The following is a 16,899-nucleotide window of genomic DNA, read 5'->3' as shown; positions in this document are numbered from 1 at the left end:
TATTGTGTATAATAGAAGTACCAAAAAAGAAAACGCTTTCTAAAAGCGAGGAATAAAGAAAAGGAGATACACATGTCTGAAAAATATATCATGGCGATTGACCAAGGAACTACAAGTTCACGGGCAATCATTTTTAATAAAAAAGGTGAAAAAGTCAGCAGCAGCCAAAAAGAATTTCCACAGATTTTTCCACAGGCGGGCTGGGTAGAGCATAATGCCAATCAAATTTGGAATTCTGTCCAATCTGTGATTGCAGGGGCTTTTATCGAAAGTGGGATTAAGCCTACGGATATTGAAGCTATCGGGATTACAAACCAACGGGAAACGACCGTTGTTTGGGATAAGAAGACTGGACTTCCGATTTATAATGCTATTGTCTGGCAATCCCGTCAAACAGCCCCATTAGCGGAGCAATTAAAACGGGATGGCTATTCAGAGTTATTTCATGAAAAGACAGGTTTGGTGATTGACGCTTACTTTTCTGCGACCAAGGTTCGTTGGATTTTGGACCATATCCCTGGAGCGCAAGAGCGAGCAGAAAAGGGTGAATTGCTCTTTGGAACCATTGATACGTGGTTGGTTTGGAAATTGACAGACGGCAAAGCACATGTGACGGACTACTCCAATGCCGCTCGGACTATGTTGTATAACATCAAAGAGTTGAAATGGGATGATGAGATTTTAGAGATTTTGAACATTCCTAAAGTGATGTTGCCAGAAGTGCGTCCGAATTCTGAGATTTATGGTGTGACAGCACCTTTCCATTTTTATGGTGGGGAAGTGCCGATTTCAGGAATGGCAGGAGACCAGCAAGCGGCACTCTTTGGTCAGCTTGCCTTTGAGCCAGGTATGGTTAAAAATACCTATGGAACAGGTTCGTTCATCATCATGAATACAGGGCATGAAATGCAGCTATCCGCTAATAGCCTTTTGACAACGATTGGATATGGGATCAATGGAAAGGTGTATTATGCCTTGGAAGGTTCGATTTTCATCGCAGGAAGTGCTATTCAGTGGTTGCGAGATGGGCTTCGAATGATTGAAAGTGCCCCTGAGTCTGAAGGGTTAGCCAATGCTTCTACCAGCAATGACGAAGTTTATATCGTGCCTGCCTTTACAGGACTTGGAGCTCCGTATTGGAATTCAAATGCCCGAGGAGCAGTCTTTGGTTTGACGCGTGGTACGAGTAAGGAAGATTTTGTCAAGGCGACTTTGCAATCCATTGCTTATCAGGTTCGTGATATTATCGATACCATGCAGCTAGATTCTGGAATTGACATTCAGCTCTTGAAAGTGGACGGTGGAGCGGCTATGAATAGCCTTCTCATGCAGTTCCAAGCGGACATTCTAGGTATTGATATTGCTCGTGCGAAAAATCTTGAAACAACAGCTTTGGGAGCTGCCTTCCTTGCAGGACTTGCTGTGGGCTACTGGAAAGATTTGGACGAATTAAAGAGCTTAAATGAAACAGGAGAACTCTTCCAACCAACGATGAACGAATCTCGCAAGGAACAACTATACAAGGGCTGGAAGAAGGCTGTGAAAGCAACGCAAGTATTTGCGGAAGAAGACTAAGGGGAGAAAATAATGGAATTTTCAAAACGTACACGAGAACTCGCGATTCAAAAAATGCAGGACCGTCAATTGGACTTGTTGATTATCGGGGGTGGGATTACCGGTGCTGGTGTAGCCTTGCAAGCTGCAGCCAGTGGCTTGGATACAGCTCTAATCGAAATGCAAGATTTTGCAGAGGGAACGAGTAGTCGTTCGACCAAGCTCGTTCACGGAGGTCTTCGCTACCTCAAGCAATTTGACGTAGAAGTCGTGTCTGATACCGTGACAGAGCGGGCAGTAGTGCAACAAATTGCTCCTCATATTCCTAAACCCGATCCAATGCTTCTTCCTGTCTATGAGGAAGAAGGTTCAACTTTCAGTCTGTTTCGTTTGAAAGTGGCGATGGATTTGTATGACTTGTTGGCAGGGATTCATAACACAGAGTTGGCTAATAAGGTCTTGACGAAAGAAGAAGTATTGGAACGTGAACCTGACCTAAAAAGGGAAGGCTTAGTCGGTGGCGGAGTATATCTTGATTTTCGCAATAACGATGCCCGTTTGGTGATTGAAAATATCAAACGGGCCAATCGCGACGGGGCTTTAATTGCCAGCCATGTTAAGGCAGAGGATTTCCTTTTTGAAGATGGGAAGGTTGTCGGCGTAATCGCGCGAGATTTATTGACCAATGAATCCTTTGACATCCGTGCTCGTGTGGTGATGAATACCACAGGTCCTTGGAGCGATGAAGTCCGTAATTTTTCAAATACTGGCAAAAAAATCTCTCAAATGCGACCAACTAAGGGTGTTCATTTGGTGGTGGACCAAAGTCGCTTGAAAGTCTCTCAGCCTGTTTATTTTGACACAGGGAAGGCAGACGGTCGGATGATTTTTGTTCTTCCGCGTGAAAATAAGACCTATTTTGGAACGACGGACACTGATTACAAGGGAGATTTGAAAAATCCAACTGTGACACAAGAAGATGTGGACTACTTATTGGAAATTGTGAACAATCGTTTCCCTAATGCTCACTTGACAATCGAGGACATCGAAAGTAGCTGGGCAGGGCTTCGTCCGCTACTCTCTGGAAATAGTGCCTCGGACTACAATGGGGGTAATAGCGGAAAGATTAGCGATGACAGCTTTGAGCACCTCATTACAACTGTGCAGGATTATCTCAGAGAAGAAAAAACACGGGATGATGTCGAAACTGCTGTAGCTCATTTGGAATCAAGTACGTCTGAAAAAGTGCTTGATCCATCTGCAGTCTCTCGTGGAAGCAGCCTGGAGAGAGATGACAATGGCCTTTTGACTTTGGCAGGAGGAAAAATCACAGATTTCCGGAAAATGGCTGAAGGAGCTATGCAAAAAATCCTTGCTATCCTGGCAGATGAGTATGGTCGTAGCTTTAAATTAATCAATTCGAAGACTTATCCAGTTTCTGGTGGGGAATTAAACCCATCCAATGTAGCTTCTGAGTTGGAAGCCTATGCTCAGCTGGGTGTCTTGGGTGGATTGAGCTTGGAAGAGGCTATGTATTTGGCCAATCTCTATGGATCTAACGCACCGAAAGTCTTTGCCTTGGCACGCACGGTCAAACAGGCAGACGGATTGAGCTTGGCTGAAACGCTCTCGCTTCACTATGCGATGGGCTATGAATTAGCCCTTAGTCCTGTTGATTTCCTCCTTCGCAGAACCAATCATGTTCTCTTTATGCGAGATAGCTTAGATGACTTGATTGATCCTGTATTAGCGGAAATGGCTGCTTACTATGAATGGGATGAAGTAGAGCGCAATCACCAGGAACAAGAACTAAAAACAGCTCTTGCTAAAAATGATTTAGCGGATTTAAAAGAAAAAGAATAGGAGATAACAGTAGATGATGACAGAAGTATTTGGAGAATTTTTAGGAACGGCCCTTTTGGTGCTCCTAGGAAACGGAGTAGTAGCAGGGGTTGTCCTCTCAAAAACAAAAAATAACAATGCAGGTTGGATCGTGATTACGCTTGGTTGGGGGATTGCTGTTGCGATAGCAGCCTTTATCTCAGGCAACCTCGGACCTGCCCATCTCAATCCTGCAGTGACTATTGGGATGGCGGTTAATGGAACGCTTCCATGGGGTTCTGTGGTTCCTTATATCTTGGCTCAATTTGCAGGAGCTATGCTGGGTTCTCTCTTAGTCTATATCCAATACAAACCGCACTATGATGTAACAGAAGATACTGCCGCAGTGTTGGGGACTTTTGCAACAGGTCCAGCCATTCGCAACACTCTTACAAACTTTATCAGCGAGATGATTGGAACCTTTGTGTTAATGTTAGCGATTTTGTCTTTTGGCTTGTACGATATGCCAGCAGGCTTGGGAACGCTCTGTGTGGGAACACTCGTTGTGGGAATAGGTCTTTCTCTTGGTGGAACGACAGGGTATGCGATTAACCCAGCGCGTGACCTTGGACCTCGCTTCTTACATGCACTACTTCCTTTCAAGTACAAAGGGGACTCTGACTGGGGCTACGCTTGGATTCCAGTTGTGGGCCCAATCGTCGGTGCAATTCTTGCAGTCCTTGTATTCCACATGTTTTAATAAAAAATCGTTTGAGTGTTTCTTCTCAAACGATTTTTTTAATCAGTCCGTAATTCTTTTAAAATGGCTTTGGCAGTATCGAGCGTAAAACGTTTGTTCTCGAGTAAGGCTTTGACCAGGAAAGGAACTTCTGTCTCAGTAGCACCAGCGATGAGAGCCAGAGATTTGGCTTGAAGTTTCATGTGACCTTCTTGGATACCAGTACTGACCAAGGCCTTGAGAGCAGCGAAATTTTGGGCTAGACCAATCGATGCAATGACAGAGGCCAATTCTTTTGCATTTGGCTGACCGAGTAAGTCAAAACTGACACGACTACCAGGATTTAAGCCAATTGATCCGCCTTTGGTAGCAATCGATAGGGGCAGGGTAATTTGACCTTCTAGCACTTGCTTTTCTTTGTCAAAGTTCCAAGTTGTCAAGCCTTGATAGTGCCCTGTCCGACTAGCATAGGTATGAGCGCCTGCTTGAATAGCTCGCCAGTCATTTCCAGTCGCTAAGACCAGAGCGTCAATTCCATTGAAAATGCCTTTATTGTGGGTACTAGCACGATAAGGATCGACCTGAGCTAGCTTACTAGCCAGAGCGATTTTTTGTGCAATCTCCCCAGCTTCGTCTGATTTTCTACTAAGAAATCTAAGGTCAATCTGACAGCTGGCAGAGACCAAGGCTTCTGTGGCATAATTTGACAAGATGGACATGAGGACCTTGCCTTGACTAAGTGTTGCTAGAGTAGGGCTGAGAGCTTCTAGCATGGTATTTAGAACATTGGCTCCCATGGCCTCTTGTGTGTCAACCATTAGATAGACGATGAGAAACTCATCTTTTGTTTCTACACGAATATCCTTTGCACCCCCTCCACGCATCTTCATAGAAGGATGAGCTTGGTCGGCAAGGTTTAGTAAATCATCTTTAGCAGCTAAAATAGCGGACATAGCTTTCTCGTGTTGGGGGACATCGTAGAGGGCAACCTGACCAATCATCTCTCGATTGTGAATCTGAGTCTGAAAACCGCCAGATTGCTTGATGATTTTACTAGCAAAGCTAGCAGCTGCAACGACAGAAGGTTCTTCAGTCACAAAAGGTACTTGGTAGAGAGTTCCATCAACTAAGACATCTGGAACGATGGAATACGGAAGAGCAAAGGTTCCAATGACATTTTCGCTCATCTGATCTGCAATAGCAGGAGAAAGCGTTTCAGCTTGTTCTAGGAGTTGTTGCTCTGTTTCCTGTAATAATTGGTATTTTCGTAAATGGGCGATACGTTCGGCAATGGATTTTTTGGAAAAGCGAGACCAAGAGATTTTCATGCTTGGTCCTCCACAGCATGATAAACACGCTCATGTTCTCTGATTTCAGTGAGGGCATAGGTTTGATTATCGTAGTTTGAAAAGATAGCAGACCCTGTTTCATCAAGAATGGCTTCAGCAAAGAACAAGTCCTCGTATTCTGCTACACGAACTGGAGTTCGAGTGTCCAATTCTTGCAATCGATCTGTACGAAGGTGCTTTTCAAATCCTTCTACCAAGGTCATGCTAAAGAATTCAGCAACTGCTCCACTGCCATAGCTAAATAGAGCAATTTTCTCGCCAGCTACCAGCTGTGGTTGATTTTCCAGCAAGGAAAGAAGCCCCAAATACAGAGAACCAGTGTAGATGTTTCCCACTTTCTGACTATAACGAATGGATTGCTCAAAATTATAGGTGAGTTGACTGCGTTTTTCTTCGGATAATTCCTTAGTCAACAGTTTTTGAAGCCCTTTTAAAGCGAGTTTAGGATAGGGTAGATGAAAGCAAACGGCAGAAAACTCTTCCAGTGAGCGATTGAAACGTTTCTGATATTCTGCCCAAGTCGTTTTGAGAGTGTCTAGGTATTGCTTGGTTGAGTAAACACCATTGACAAAGGGAGTTGTCGAGTAATTTGGTCGCCAAAAGTCCATAATATCACGGGTTTGTGCGACTGCATCTCCGTTAAAAGAGAGGATGCGAGGATTGCTTGTAACCAGCATGGCAAGAGCTCCTGCTCCCTGCGTCGGTTCGCCAGAAGTTTCGATGCCATACTTGGCAATATCGCTTGCAATGACGAGAACTTTGGCATTTGGGTGACTTGCGACATGAAGCCGAGCATAGTCTAGAGCAGCAGTTGCTCCATAGCAGGCCTCTTTTATCTCAAAGCTCCGAGCAAAGGGTTGGATTCCTAGTAGTCCATGGATAAAGACAGCTCCAGCCTTGCTTTGGTCAATCCCAGATTCTGTGGCAAGGATGACCATCTCAATATCTTGCTTGTCTGCTTCTGTTAAAATAGATTGACTGGCTGTCGCTCCTAAGGTTACAATGTCTTCCGTTAAAGGTGCGATACTCAATTCTTTGAGCAAAAGCCCCTTGCTGAGTTTTTCAGGGTCAATATTTCTAGCAACAGCCAAATCTTGCAATTTAAGAACAAACTGACTGGTTGCAAAACCAATCTTATCAATTCCAATCTTCATACTTACCTCAATTCATTTGATACCTACAAGTATTTCTTCTTCTATTTTATCATAATTCATGGAAAAGACAGGGAAAAGACTATGGCAGGTAGAAAATATCTGAACAGCTGTTTGAGATCTATAGCTAGCTTTTCTTGAACAATACCTGCCCAATCCATTGCGATTAAAATGATTTTGGATAAGGTGCTTGAGCAATTAACCGAAGTCAAACACTAGGCTTGTTTGGAAAATGAAAGAGTTCATTCTAAACGTTAAGGTATAGGCGATGATTTGTCACTCTATAAAAATCAAAAGTTGACTAGGTTCCACAAATGAGAATTGTGGAAGGTGATCGATAAAACTAGCGTAGCTTGTGTCCTAAAAATCGTAGATAGAACTAGAGGCTATGCTGAAGATTATTTCATAATCCTTATCGCCAATCTTCAATAGTCCGCTGGATTGTTGAAGCAAGGGGAGTTAACAAGGTCAGATTTTGGTTTTTGACGAGCATGAACTGCTTGTGTGTTAAAATTGACGATTTCCGAACCAGTTCACTAGAATGAAGGGGCAAAGGGAGATTGTTGACCCATGAATTTCTTCTATGCTTTCGTGAGGATAGAGTCTGTAAGAACAAAATAAACTGAGCAATTAGCGGTGCTCAGTTTTTCAGATATTAGCGGTGTTTCAAATGTTGATAGACTTTTAAGACGATGCTACCAATAGCCATGCTGATGGAGATGACCAGTGCTAAGAGGACAATCAAGGTCGTATTGGCAATGGCGTGGTCATATTGTCCTGTCACAAAAAAGGCAGTTGTTCGATAGGAAAGATAACCAGGTACTAAGGGAGCAAGAGTTGCCAAGATAAAAACAACAGAGGGAGTCTTGTAGTAGATACTCAGAAACTGGCTGAGGCAAGATCCGACAATCGCTGCGACAAAGGTAGCAATAATCACATTTGTCGGGCCTTTCAGTAACAAATAAAGCAGCCAAACGAGCATGCCTAATAAGCTACTAACGACGAGCATTTTCTTTTGGATGTTTAAGACGATTAAAAATAACATGCTGGCAAAAAAGCTAGCCACTGCTTGGAGTAAGAGAGTTACAAAAGACATATTAGTTCACCAAAATAAGGGCAACAGAAGTGCCAGCACCGAGCGCAAGGGTAATCAGGAGAGACTCAAACAATTTACTCATGCCTGAATTGATATGATTGGTCATGATGTCACGAACAGCATTGGTAAGGGCAATTCCTGGCACAAAAGGCATGACCGCACCAGCGATAATCAAATCTGCACTGGAGTGAAAAGGCGTTAATTGGACCCAAAGTTGAGCTAGTAGGCCAAAAACTAGGGCTCCAGCAAACGAAGTGACAAATGGAATCCGAATCAATTTGTCCACATAAAGAGAGAAGGTAAAGCCAAAAAAGGTTGCGAGAGCAGCTCCCAAGGCATCGTAAAAATGTCCTCCAAACATAATCGAGAAAAAAGGAGCACAGAAAGTTGCTGCCAGAATGGTTTGCCGTTTGGTATAGGGAAAGCCACTGGTCTTTAGCTGAGTTAAGGCTTCTAGGGCCTCTTCTAAAGAGAGGGAACCGGCAACCAATTTTCGTGAAATCTGGTTGACATGACACACCCTTTCGATATTATAGGAAGAATGGGTGATTCGTTTCATCCTAGAAATATTGGTATTTTCAATCGAGAAGAAAATAGCGGCCGGCATAGCAAGGATATTGCAATCTAAAATCCCTTTTGCATGGGCAATTCGCAGCATGGTATCCTCTACACGGTGGATTTCTGATCCGCTTTGAAGCAAAATAGTACCGGCTAACATGGCAACATCAATAATGTGATTTAATTCTTTTGATTCTTCCATCGTGCTGTCCTTTTATTGATATAAGCCTATTATATCAAAAATTTTAGGAAAAAATGGAGGAAAACAAGAGAATTCTAGAAATAGCTGATAAAAATTCTAGAAAGTGCTATAATAATATTAGTAATAAAAAGGAGGGTTGTAAATGAAAGCATTCATAAAGCATTGGAAACTGTTGTTTTTAGGGATTTTTAGCTTATCTCTGACAGGCTGTTGGCAGAAGCCTCCAGCTGACTATGACTTTGCTATTTCTCATGCTTCTACCCTGACTACATTTAAGACAAGAGAAGGAGGATTTGATACTTCAACCTATCCCTTACCCAGAAATAAAGGCTTGGTCGGCAATACGGTTATTCCGTACGGAAAAACCTATCTAGCTAAAGAGACAGGAAAAGGGGATCTTGCCCTGCAACTGGATATGGAGACGGGCAAAATTACTCGCAACAGGGAGTTGGGTGTATTGAGCAGCTGGATATCTGATGACAGATATGTGTACGGTGTCAAAGATGGTCAGTATTTAGAATTTCTCAAATATGACCAAAAATTAGAGCAGGTGGAGCAAAAGACAATTGTCGATGATGAATACGCTAGCAGTGTTTCCTCAATGACCTTTCTTGGCAGTCATCTCTACGCTCTGGTCAATCAACGTTTATTAGCAGATGAAACCTTGCAGACGCAGCGTCATCAGATTTGGCGGTTATCACCAGATTTAGAAATCGAGGAGAAGATTGATTTAGGAGATGCGGTTGGTGGCTATATGAGCCTGGCTGCACTAGGAGATAGGCTCTATATAGCAGAAACAATTATAGGCAAGGATGATGCTGGAGAATATATCGGTGGCAACCATATTTTTACCTATGATACAAAGACACAGGAAGAAGGAGTTATTGAGTTAGACCTTTCTTATCCGAGACGTTTAAGTGTCGATGAGTCTGGGAAAAAACTCTTGATTGAACATGATTGGACAAAAATGGATGGGTATGTCTGGACCGTTTTAGATCTTGACAGCGGAGAGCAACAGCCGATTGTGTTTCCAAGAGGAGAGGTAGATTATTTACTGCCCTATGCTATTCATAAGGGACGTTATTATTTTGGTCTAGATGGGAAATTAGTTGTTTATGATCCGAGCAAACATGAGCATACTGACTATGATTTAAAAGAGTACGGCATTGGGATTCCCGAGGCTATTTTATTCCGAGAGTAGTGTTGATTGCAGGGGTGGAATAGCTTGAAAGATGAAAGATGGGAGAATAGAGAGAAGGCTTTATAGTTAGATATAAGGCATAGAGATCTTTAATTTTTTCAGAAAGTTCATCGTGCTTGAACAATAATCGGATTTAATAGACTTGTTCAGGAATACTCCATTTTAAAGCACAAGCCGTTAAAAAAATCATCTAGTTATAACTCATCGAGTTTCCGAACAGCTCTAATATAAAAATAAGCATTTGTATAGCTATTCCAAACTATAAAATCGATTGCTAGGCTTCATTGTTTGATAATTTATACTCAATGAAAACCAAAGTTAGCAATTTTGCGACTTTCTTAGATGGTTCGAACGCAAACTAGCTATTTTTTATGCCTGTACTTTTCATATACTAAAAAATCATCCTGTTTGATTTACTGAAACTGCTTTATTTTAAAACAAAAATAGCCATTTATACAATGAAGTTAGTTAAATAAGGCAAATAGGATGTTTTTTCAATGAATAAAGTGAACAATGATAAAAAGGGGACATTTACATCTAAGCCATCTAAGAAAGTTTCACAAGTGTTAATTTTGATGTTTATAGAGTATCATAAGCTCTAATATAGACACCTCTATCTTGTTTTTTCTGCGTTGCGTTATGCGGATATTTTTCATATAATAGAAGATAGAACAGAAAAGGAGAACCTTATGTCAAACTTATCAGTAAATGCGATTCGTTTCCTTGGTATTGATGCCATTGAAAAATCAAAATCAGGCCACCCAGGGGTAGTGATGGGGGCTGCACCAATGGCTTATAGCCTATTTACCAATCAACTAGCAATCAATCCTCAAGTACCAAACTGGATTAATCGTGACCGTTTTGTCTTGTCAGCAGGACACGGTTCGATGCTCCTTTATGCTCTTCTTCACTTATCTGGTTTTGAAGAAGTAAGCATGGATGAAATCAAGAATTTCCGTCAATGGGGTTCTAAAACACCAGGCCATCCAGAATATGGTCATACTGCTGGGGTGGATATTACGACGGGTCCTCTTGGACAGGGAATTGCGACTGCTACAGGTTTTGCCCAAGCAGAGCGTTTCCTAGCAGCTAAGTACAATAAAGAAGGATATAACCTTTTTGACCACTATACCTACGTTATCTGTGGAGATGGGGATTTGATGGAAGGTGTCTCTGCCGAAGCGGCTTCTTATGCTGGTTTGCAAAAACTAGACAAGCTCATTGTCCTCTATGATTCAAATGATATTAACTTAGATGGGGAAACGAAAGATTCCTTTACAGAAAATGTTCGTGCCCGCTATGAAGCCTATGGCTGGCATACCGATCTTGTAACGGATGGGACGGATGTTGTCGCGATTAATCAAGCAATCGAAACAGCAAAAGCAGCAGGCAAGCCAGCTCTTATCGAAGTGAAAACGATTATCGGATATGGTTCTCCAAATAAACAGGGGACAAATGCAGTACATGGCGCCCCACTCGGAGCAGAAGAGACAGAAGCCACTCGTAAAGCGTTAAACTGGAACTTTGCTCCATTTGAGATTCCAGCAGAAGTGTATGCAGATTTCAAGGAAAAAGTCGCTGACCGTGGTCAAGCAGCTTACGTAGCATGGGAGCAGCTGGTAGCGGATTACAAGGTAGCCTATCCAGAATTGGCAGAAGAAGTGACTGCTATTATTGAAGGTCGAGATGCAGTAGAGTTGAAACCGAGCGATTTCCCAGCACATGAAGCAGGCTTCTCGCAAGCCACTCGTAATTCAAGTCAGGATGCGATTAATGCAGCAGCTAACGTTCTTCCAACTTTCTTGGGTGGTTCGGCTGACTTGGCTCATTCAAATATGACCTACATCAAGGAAGATGGCTTGCAAGACGACGCTCATCGCCTCAATCGCAATATTCAATTTGGTGTACGTGAATTTGCGATGGGAACTGTGTTGAATGGTATGGCAGCACACGGTGGACTTCGTGTCTATGGCGGTACCTTCTTTGTCTTTTCAGACTATTTGAAGGCAGCGATTCGTTTGTCAGCCCTTCAAGGACTTCCAGTAACCTATGTCTTTACCCATGATTCGATTGCCGTTGGAGAAGATGGTCCAACGCATGAGCCAATTGAGCACTTGGCAGGACTTCGTGCGATGCCAAACTTGACGGTCTTTCGTCCAGCCGATGCGCGTGAAACACAGGCAGCATGGTACTTGTCATTGATGAGCACATCAACACCTTCAGCTCTCGTTCTCACTCGTCAAAATCTGACAGTAGAAGAAGGAACGGACTTTGACAAGGTGGCAAAAGGTGCTTATGTTGTTTACGAAGAAGCAGGATTTGATACCATTCTTCTTGCCTCTGGTTCAGAAGTCAACTTGGCAGTGAGTGCTGCGAAAGCCCTGGCAACAGAAGGTATCAAGGTTCGTGTCGTCAGCGTGCCTTCGACAGAACTCTTTGATGCACAAGATGCAGCCTATAAGGAAGAAATTCTACCAAATGCCATCCGTCGCCGTGTAGCCATTGAAATGGGTGCCACTCAAAGCTGGTACAAATATGTTGGTCTAGATGGTGCGGTACTTGGTATTGATACCTTTGGAGCTTCTGCACCAGCAGCCAAAGTCATCGAAGAATATGGCTTTACTGTGGAAAATGTGGTTAAAACAGTTAAAGGATTGTAAAACATTTACACGAGAAGTTGAGTTCATACTCAGCTTCTTTTTGTGAGGCATGTGCTAGGTGGGTCAGTAGATTTGTTTGGGAGCACTCCGTTGTAAGATACAAGCCATTCAAAAATATCCATATCGCTGGTTTAAAATTATCTAGTCGAGTTTCCGAGCAATATTGCTCATGAAGCAGTGATGATATGTACAAAAATATAATTTTGATTGTAAAAACGAGCCTAATTTTCTTCTTACAAGATTATCTTTCTCTAGAAATCTATGTTTTTTCCCATTTTTTCTATTTTGTGATAAAATAAAGAAAATGGAGGCGGTTTCTTATGGTAGAAAAAGAAGCGATGATTTATCAATTACTAGCAGAATTAAACATTGAGTATGTGCGATTGGACCATGAGCCGATTTATTCGGTGCGAGATACGGAGATTCGTCTGCCTGGTCAGCAGGTAAAAAATCTTCTGTTAAAAACGAAAAAAGGACGGCAATTTTATCTATTTATTCTCCCTGATGAAAAGACTGCAAATATCAAGCAATTGGCAGAGGCTCTAGGAGAAAAACGCCTATCATTTGCGAGCGATAGCGACTTGGAAGACCTATTGCAGGTAGAGGCGGGGTCAGTTACGCCATTTGGTCTAATCTTTGATACGGACAAAAAAGTACAGGTTTTGGTAGATGAAACAGTTGACGATAGTCTAACAGTTGGCTTTCATCCTTTTGTAAATACGACAACCCTTAATATCTCTTATCATGATTTCTTGCGTTTTGTCGATTTTTCAGGACATGAGGCGAAACGAATACTAGGGTGAACATCTTCCGAATACCAAATACCAAGGCATAGCTAAGCGGTATTCCTAAAGGAAATATGAGATTTTCTACTTCAGCCCGGCCATCAACGGACAGAGCCAGAAAGGGGAAACAGACCTTTAAAGTTTAGGGGAATTAGGTTCAAACTTGAAAAGTGAGCTGTCATTTGTTATAATAATTTTTATCTGAATAAAAGGAGCAAATCATGCCAACATTATTAATTATGCTAATTGTGCTGATGGGGTCTATGTACTTTATGCAGCGTAATCAAAAGAAACAAGCTCAAGAACATATGAATCGTTTGAACAAGCTTGAAAAAGGAACGGAAGTAGTCACCATCGGAGGTCTGTACGGAGTGGTTGATGAAGTGGACCATGACAAACGGACAGTGACCTTGGATGTGGATGGGGTCTATTTAACGTTTGAACTCATTGCGATTAAGCGTGTTTTGACAGAGCCAGCAGTCACAGAAGAAGCGGTGAGTGAAGTTGTTACTACAGATGAAGTGAGTGAAGCAGATTCTGCAATTGAAGAATAAAATGAAGGGATAGAGAGTAATCATTTCTATCCTTTTTTATTTGTCGAAGATGGGCAAAAAGATTTTACCAAAGGGATAAAAATGGTGGAGATAGCTTGCAGATAAAGAAGAGAACAACTAGAGGAATAACTTCTTTCCTTGCTTTGAGGGAGCTAGATCAGTTTGAATGGGGACTAGTCTAGAGATTTGTAGGTAGGTGTGAGGAGAAAGGTGGAGAAAAGTGTATTTTATTGGGATTTATGGTATAATGAAATGATTATAATCATCAAAAATCGAAATCGAGGATGCTTTTTTAGCTTGTTGGCTATTTGTTTCTGATGAGATTTTGAGATTGATAGCGTATAAAATGTTGTTAGGAAGCAAGCAAATGTTTGGTTTTAAGAAAAAGGAAAAAATAGACCTTCCCCTACAAGTTCCAAAACATATCGGGATTATTATGGATGGAAATGGTCGTTGGGCAAAAAAGCGGATGCAACCGCGTGTATTTGGTCATAAGGCAGGCATGGAAGCACTTCAAAATGTGACAATTGCTGCAAAAAATTTAGGAGTTCAGGCACTGACAGTTTATGCCTTTTCAACAGAAAATTGGAAGCGACCTGAAAAAGAAGTCAAATTCATTATGAATTTACCTGTCGAATTTTACGAGCGTTATGTTCCAGAATTACACAAAAATAATGTGAAAATTCAAATGATTGGAGATACGAATCGCCTGCCGGAAGCCACTTACCAAGCACTTTGTAAGGCCGAGGAGCTGACCAAGTTGAATACAGGGCTAATTCTAAATTTTGCTTTGAATTATGGAGGTCGAGCAGAAGTGACCCAAGCCATTCGGATGATTGCTCAGGATGTATTGGATGCCAAGTTTAATCCTGGGGATATTAGCGAAGAAATGGTGGATGACTATTTACAGACCAGCATTCTTCCAAGGGTCTTGCGCGATCCGGAGTTGATTATTCGGACCAGTGGAGAGTTACGATTGAGTAATTTCTTGCCTTGGCAGAGCGCCTACAGTGAACTTTATTTCACGGATACCTTGTGGCCTGACTTTGATGAGAAGGCCCTTGAAATGGCTATCAGGGAGTATAGTCGCCGCAATCGTCGCTTTGGAGCGATTTAGGAGGAATCATGGACAAGGATTTAAAAAAACGGGTCATTTTTGGAGGGATAGCTCTGGCTGTCTTCCTACCAATTTTAATGGCAGGGGGCGTTGTTTTCCAGATAGGAGTGGGCTTGCTTGCTATGGGAGCTGTACATGAACTGCTCAAGATGAAGGGGCTAAAAACAGCAACTTTAGAAGGCTTATTGGCTATGTTAGCAGCTTTTGTCTTAACCCTTCCCCTGGAAAATTACTTAAAATTTTTACCAGTTGATGGGAATGTTATCACTTATAGTATTGTTGTATTTATCCTCTTGGGAGCTACGGTGTTTCATGAGGATTATAGTTTTGAAGACGCAGTTTATCCGATTGCCTCAAGTCTGTATGTCGGTATGGGCTTTAATGCCCTGTTAGATGCTAGAATTGCAGGGCTTGACAAGGTCTTACTCGCTCTTTTTATCGTTTGGGCAACGGATAGCGGAGCTTACTTAGTCGGTCGGAGATATGGCAAAAGAAAGCTGGCACCGACTGTTTCGCCTAATAAAACGATGGAAGGCAGTCTGGGGGGGATTTTCCTAGCAGTCTTGGTAGCCTTTATCTTTATGTTGGTGGATAGAAGTGTCGCTGCTCCGCACCATTTTGTGACCATGCTCTTTTTGACAGTGGTGTTTAGCCTTGCAGGTCAGTTTGGAGATTTGGTAGAAAGTTCACTAAAACGTCATTTTGGAGTCAAAGATTCTGGGAAATTTATTCCTGGACATGGTGGAGTTTTAGATCGGTTTGACAGTTTACTCTTTGTCTTTCCTCTGATGCACTTCTTTGGCTTGTTTTAACCAATAGAAAGGTCGGTAATAGCTACATGAAAGGAATTTTAGCCTTTATACTCATTTTCTGTGTGATTGTGGTAATTCATGAATTTGGGCACTTCTATTTTGCCAAAAAATCAGGCATTCTTGTACGCGAATTTGCGATTGGGATGGGGCCTAAAATCTTCTCCCATATCGGACGAGATGGCACAGCTTATACGATTCGCATGCTGCCCCTAGGGGGGTATGTTCGGATGGCGGGCTGGGGCGAAGATACTACGGAGATTAAGACCGGAAGCCCTGCTAGTCTGACCTTGGATGCAAGTGGTAAGGTAATTCGCATCAATCTTTCTGGGAAAAAGGTTGATCAAACAGCCCTACCTATGAATGTGACGAAGTTTGATTTTGAGGACAAGTTAGAAATTACAGGCTTGGTCTTGGAAGAAGAAAAGACCTATGCCGTCGATCACGATGCAACCATTGTGGAGCAAGATGGTACGGAGGTTCGCATTGCGCCATTGGACGTTCAGTACCAGAATGCAAGTATTGCAGGTCGCCTAATAACCAACTTTGCCGGTCCTATGAATAATTTCATTTTAGGAATTGTAGCCTTTATGCTCCTTGTCTTCATGCAGGGAGGCGTGCCAAATCCTGAGAGCAATCAGGTGCGGGTCGTCCCTGATGGTGCTTTAGCACAGGCAGGCGTACAAACCAATGATAGGATTTTAAAGATTGGTTCCCATACAATTTCAAATTGGGAAGATTTGACGCAAGCGGTGGATAGTGAGACCAAGGATGCAAAGAAAGAATTAAAGCTGACCGTTCTTATCAAAACGAGCAAAGAAGAAAAAGAACTCATCATAGAGCCTAAAAAAGAGGGAGAGCGATACGTGATTGGTGTCATGCCTTCGCTCAAATCTGATTTTCCTTCTATGATTGTAGGAGGGTTCACTGAGGCTTGGAATGCAAGTTTCCGTATCTTTGGTGCTCTGAAAAATCTGGTTCTTCGTCCCAATCTCAATGAACTAGGCGGACCTGTTGCCATTTTCCAAGCCAGCAATCAAGCAGCTCAAAATGGGCTAGAAAGTGTGATTGGACTTTTGGCAATGCTGTCTCTAAATATTGGAATTTTTAATCTCATCCCTATTCCAGCCCTTGACGGTGGGAAAATTGTTCTCAATCTGCTAGAGGCTATCCGCAGAAAACCACTCAAGCGAGAAACAGAAAGCTATGTGACCCTAGCAGGAGTAGCCATCATGGTCTTTTTGATGTTAGCGGTGACTTGGAATGATATTATCCGTGCCTTCTTCTAAGAATGATTTAAATT

At 42.3% G+C, this 16,899-nt stretch carries 14 protein-coding genes; 10 read left to right on the top strand and 4 right to left on the bottom strand.

Annotated elements, in window-relative coordinates:
* Window positions 1–72: 72 nt before the first annotated feature.
* The 3 genes from glpK to BFM96_RS01755 are packed head-to-tail and all read left to right on the top strand — an operon-like array spanning window position 73 to window position 4,135.
* Window positions 73–1,575: a glycerol kinase GlpK gene (gene glpK / locus BFM96_RS01765; protein ID WP_068989583.1), complete on the top strand. Its 1,503-nt coding sequence runs from the start codon at window positions 73–75 to the stop codon at window positions 1,573–1,575.
* Between the two features lie 12 nt (window positions 1,576–1,587).
* Window positions 1,588–3,417, top strand: coding sequence for a type 1 glycerol-3-phosphate oxidase (gene glpO / locus BFM96_RS01760; RefSeq protein ID WP_068989579.1), 1,830 nt, complete (start codon window positions 1,588–1,590; stop codon window positions 3,415–3,417).
* Window positions 3,418–3,430: 13 nt separating this feature from the next.
* Window positions 3,431–4,135 (top strand): MIP/aquaporin family protein, encoded by a 705-nt coding sequence (locus BFM96_RS01755; RefSeq protein ID WP_068989578.1) that lies wholly within the window; start codon window positions 3,431–3,433, stop codon window positions 4,133–4,135.
* Window positions 4,136–4,173: 38 nt separating this feature from the next.
* On the opposite strand, the gene BFM96_RS01750 is transcribed toward BFM96_RS01755, so the two are convergent.
* The 4 genes from BFM96_RS01750 to BFM96_RS01735 form a co-directional block, all read right to left on the bottom strand.
* On the bottom strand, window positions 4,174–5,442 hold the full coding sequence (locus tag BFM96_RS01750) for a hydroxymethylglutaryl-CoA reductase, degradative (RefSeq protein WP_068989577.1): 1,269 nt from the start codon (window positions 5,440–5,442) through the stop codon (window positions 4,174–4,176).
* Window positions 5,439–6,617: a hydroxymethylglutaryl-CoA synthase gene (locus BFM96_RS01745; RefSeq protein ID WP_068989574.1), complete on the bottom strand. Its 1,179-nt coding sequence runs from the start codon at window positions 6,615–6,617 to the stop codon at window positions 5,439–5,441. Before BFM96_RS01745 ends, BFM96_RS01750 begins: the two co-directional genes overlap by 4 nt.
* A gap of 652 nt (window positions 6,618–7,269) precedes the next feature.
* Window positions 7,270–7,710 carry a threonine/serine exporter family protein gene (locus BFM96_RS01740; protein ID WP_068989572.1) on the bottom strand — a complete coding sequence of 147 codons (441 nt, stop codon included), beginning with the start codon at window positions 7,708–7,710 and terminating at the stop codon, window positions 7,270–7,272.
* Window position 7,711: 1 nt separating this feature from the next.
* The gene (locus BFM96_RS01735) at window positions 7,712–8,470 is read right to left on the bottom strand and encodes a threonine/serine exporter family protein (protein ID WP_068989569.1); all 759 of its coding nucleotides are present in this window, start codon (window positions 8,468–8,470) and stop codon (window positions 7,712–7,714) included.
* Window positions 8,471–8,612: 142 nt separating this feature from the next.
* Between BFM96_RS01735 and BFM96_RS01730 the strand changes: the two genes are divergently transcribed.
* The 7 genes from BFM96_RS01730 (at window position 8,613) to rseP (ending at window position 16,885) form a co-directional block, all read left to right on the top strand.
* Window positions 8,613–9,671 (top strand): hypothetical protein, encoded by a 1,059-nt coding sequence (locus BFM96_RS01730; protein ID WP_068989566.1) that lies wholly within the window; start codon window positions 8,613–8,615, stop codon window positions 9,669–9,671.
* A gap of 689 nt (window positions 9,672–10,360) precedes the next feature.
* The gene (gene tkt, locus BFM96_RS01725; protein ID WP_068989563.1) at window positions 10,361–12,331 is read left to right on the top strand and encodes a transketolase; all 1,971 of its coding nucleotides are present in this window, start codon (window positions 10,361–10,363) and stop codon (window positions 12,329–12,331) included.
* A gap of 320 nt (window positions 12,332–12,651) precedes the next feature.
* On the top strand, window positions 12,652–13,134 hold the full coding sequence (locus BFM96_RS01720) for a prolyl-tRNA synthetase associated domain-containing protein (protein ID WP_068989560.1): 483 nt from the start codon (window positions 12,652–12,654) through the stop codon (window positions 13,132–13,134).
* Window positions 13,135–13,337: 203 nt separating this feature from the next.
* Window positions 13,338–13,670 carry a preprotein translocase subunit YajC gene (gene yajC / locus BFM96_RS01715; protein ID WP_068989556.1) on the top strand — a complete coding sequence of 111 codons (333 nt, stop codon included), beginning with the start codon at window positions 13,338–13,340 and terminating at the stop codon, window positions 13,668–13,670.
* Window positions 13,671–14,037: 367 nt separating this feature from the next.
* The gene (locus BFM96_RS01710; protein WP_068989554.1) at window positions 14,038–14,787 is read left to right on the top strand and encodes an isoprenyl transferase; all 750 of its coding nucleotides are present in this window, start codon (window positions 14,038–14,040) and stop codon (window positions 14,785–14,787) included.
* Between the two features lie 8 nt (window positions 14,788–14,795).
* Window positions 14,796–15,599 (top strand): phosphatidate cytidylyltransferase, encoded by an 804-nt coding sequence (locus tag BFM96_RS01705; protein ID WP_068989551.1) that lies wholly within the window; start codon window positions 14,796–14,798, stop codon window positions 15,597–15,599.
* A 26-nt stretch (window positions 15,600–15,625) separates the two neighbouring features.
* Window positions 15,626–16,885: an RIP metalloprotease RseP gene (gene rseP, locus BFM96_RS01700; protein WP_068989548.1), complete on the top strand. Its 1,260-nt coding sequence runs from the start codon at window positions 15,626–15,628 to the stop codon at window positions 16,883–16,885.
* Window positions 16,886–16,899: the final 14 nt, after the last annotated feature.

This window comes from Streptococcus himalayensis (genome assembly GCF_001708305.1).
GTDB lineage: Bacteria > Bacillota > Bacilli > Lactobacillales > Streptococcaceae > Streptococcus > Streptococcus himalayensis.
This window is presented reverse-complemented; position numbering and strand designations above follow the sequence as displayed.

What these genes read in the sequence shown, in the direction of transcription:
- BFM96_RS01720 (WP_068989560.1), top strand. Translation starts at nt 12,652, where the DNA reads ATGGTAGAAAAAGAAGCGATGATTTATCAATTACTAGCAGAATTAAAC.
- BFM96_RS01705 (WP_068989551.1), top strand. Translation starts at nt 14,796, where the DNA reads ATGGACAAGGATTTAAAAAAACGGGTCATTTTTGGAGGGATAGCTCTG.
- BFM96_RS01730 (WP_068989566.1), top strand. Translation starts at nt 8,613, where the DNA reads ATGAAAGCATTCATAAAGCATTGGAAACTGTTGTTTTTAGGGATTTTT.
- BFM96_RS01710 (WP_068989554.1), top strand. Translation starts at nt 14,038, where the DNA reads ATGTTTGGTTTTAAGAAAAAGGAAAAAATAGACCTTCCCCTACAAGTT.
- tkt (WP_068989563.1), top strand. Translation starts at nt 10,361, where the DNA reads ATGTCAAACTTATCAGTAAATGCGATTCGTTTCCTTGGTATTGATGCC.
- BFM96_RS01755 (WP_068989578.1), top strand. Translation starts at nt 3,431, where the DNA reads ATGATGACAGAAGTATTTGGAGAATTTTTAGGAACGGCCCTTTTGGTG.
- BFM96_RS01740 (WP_068989572.1), bottom strand. Translation starts at nt 7,710, where the DNA reads ATGTCTTTTGTAACTCTCTTACTCCAAGCAGTGGCTAGCTTTTTTGCC.
- glpO (WP_068989579.1), top strand. Translation starts at nt 1,588, where the DNA reads ATGGAATTTTCAAAACGTACACGAGAACTCGCGATTCAAAAAATGCAG.
- BFM96_RS01745 (WP_068989574.1), bottom strand. Translation starts at nt 6,617, where the DNA reads ATGAAGATTGGAATTGATAAGATTGGTTTTGCAACCAGTCAGTTTGTT.
- rseP (WP_068989548.1), top strand. Translation starts at nt 15,626, where the DNA reads ATGAAAGGAATTTTAGCCTTTATACTCATTTTCTGTGTGATTGTGGTA.
- BFM96_RS01735 (WP_068989569.1), bottom strand. Translation starts at nt 8,470, where the DNA reads ATGGAAGAATCAAAAGAATTAAATCACATTATTGATGTTGCCATGTTA.
- BFM96_RS01750 (WP_068989577.1), bottom strand. Translation starts at nt 5,442, where the DNA reads ATGAAAATCTCTTGGTCTCGCTTTTCCAAAAAATCCATTGCCGAACGT.
- yajC (WP_068989556.1), top strand. Translation starts at nt 13,338, where the DNA reads ATGCCAACATTATTAATTATGCTAATTGTGCTGATGGGGTCTATGTAC.
- glpK (WP_068989583.1), top strand. Translation starts at nt 73, where the DNA reads ATGTCTGAAAAATATATCATGGCGATTGACCAAGGAACTACAAGTTCA.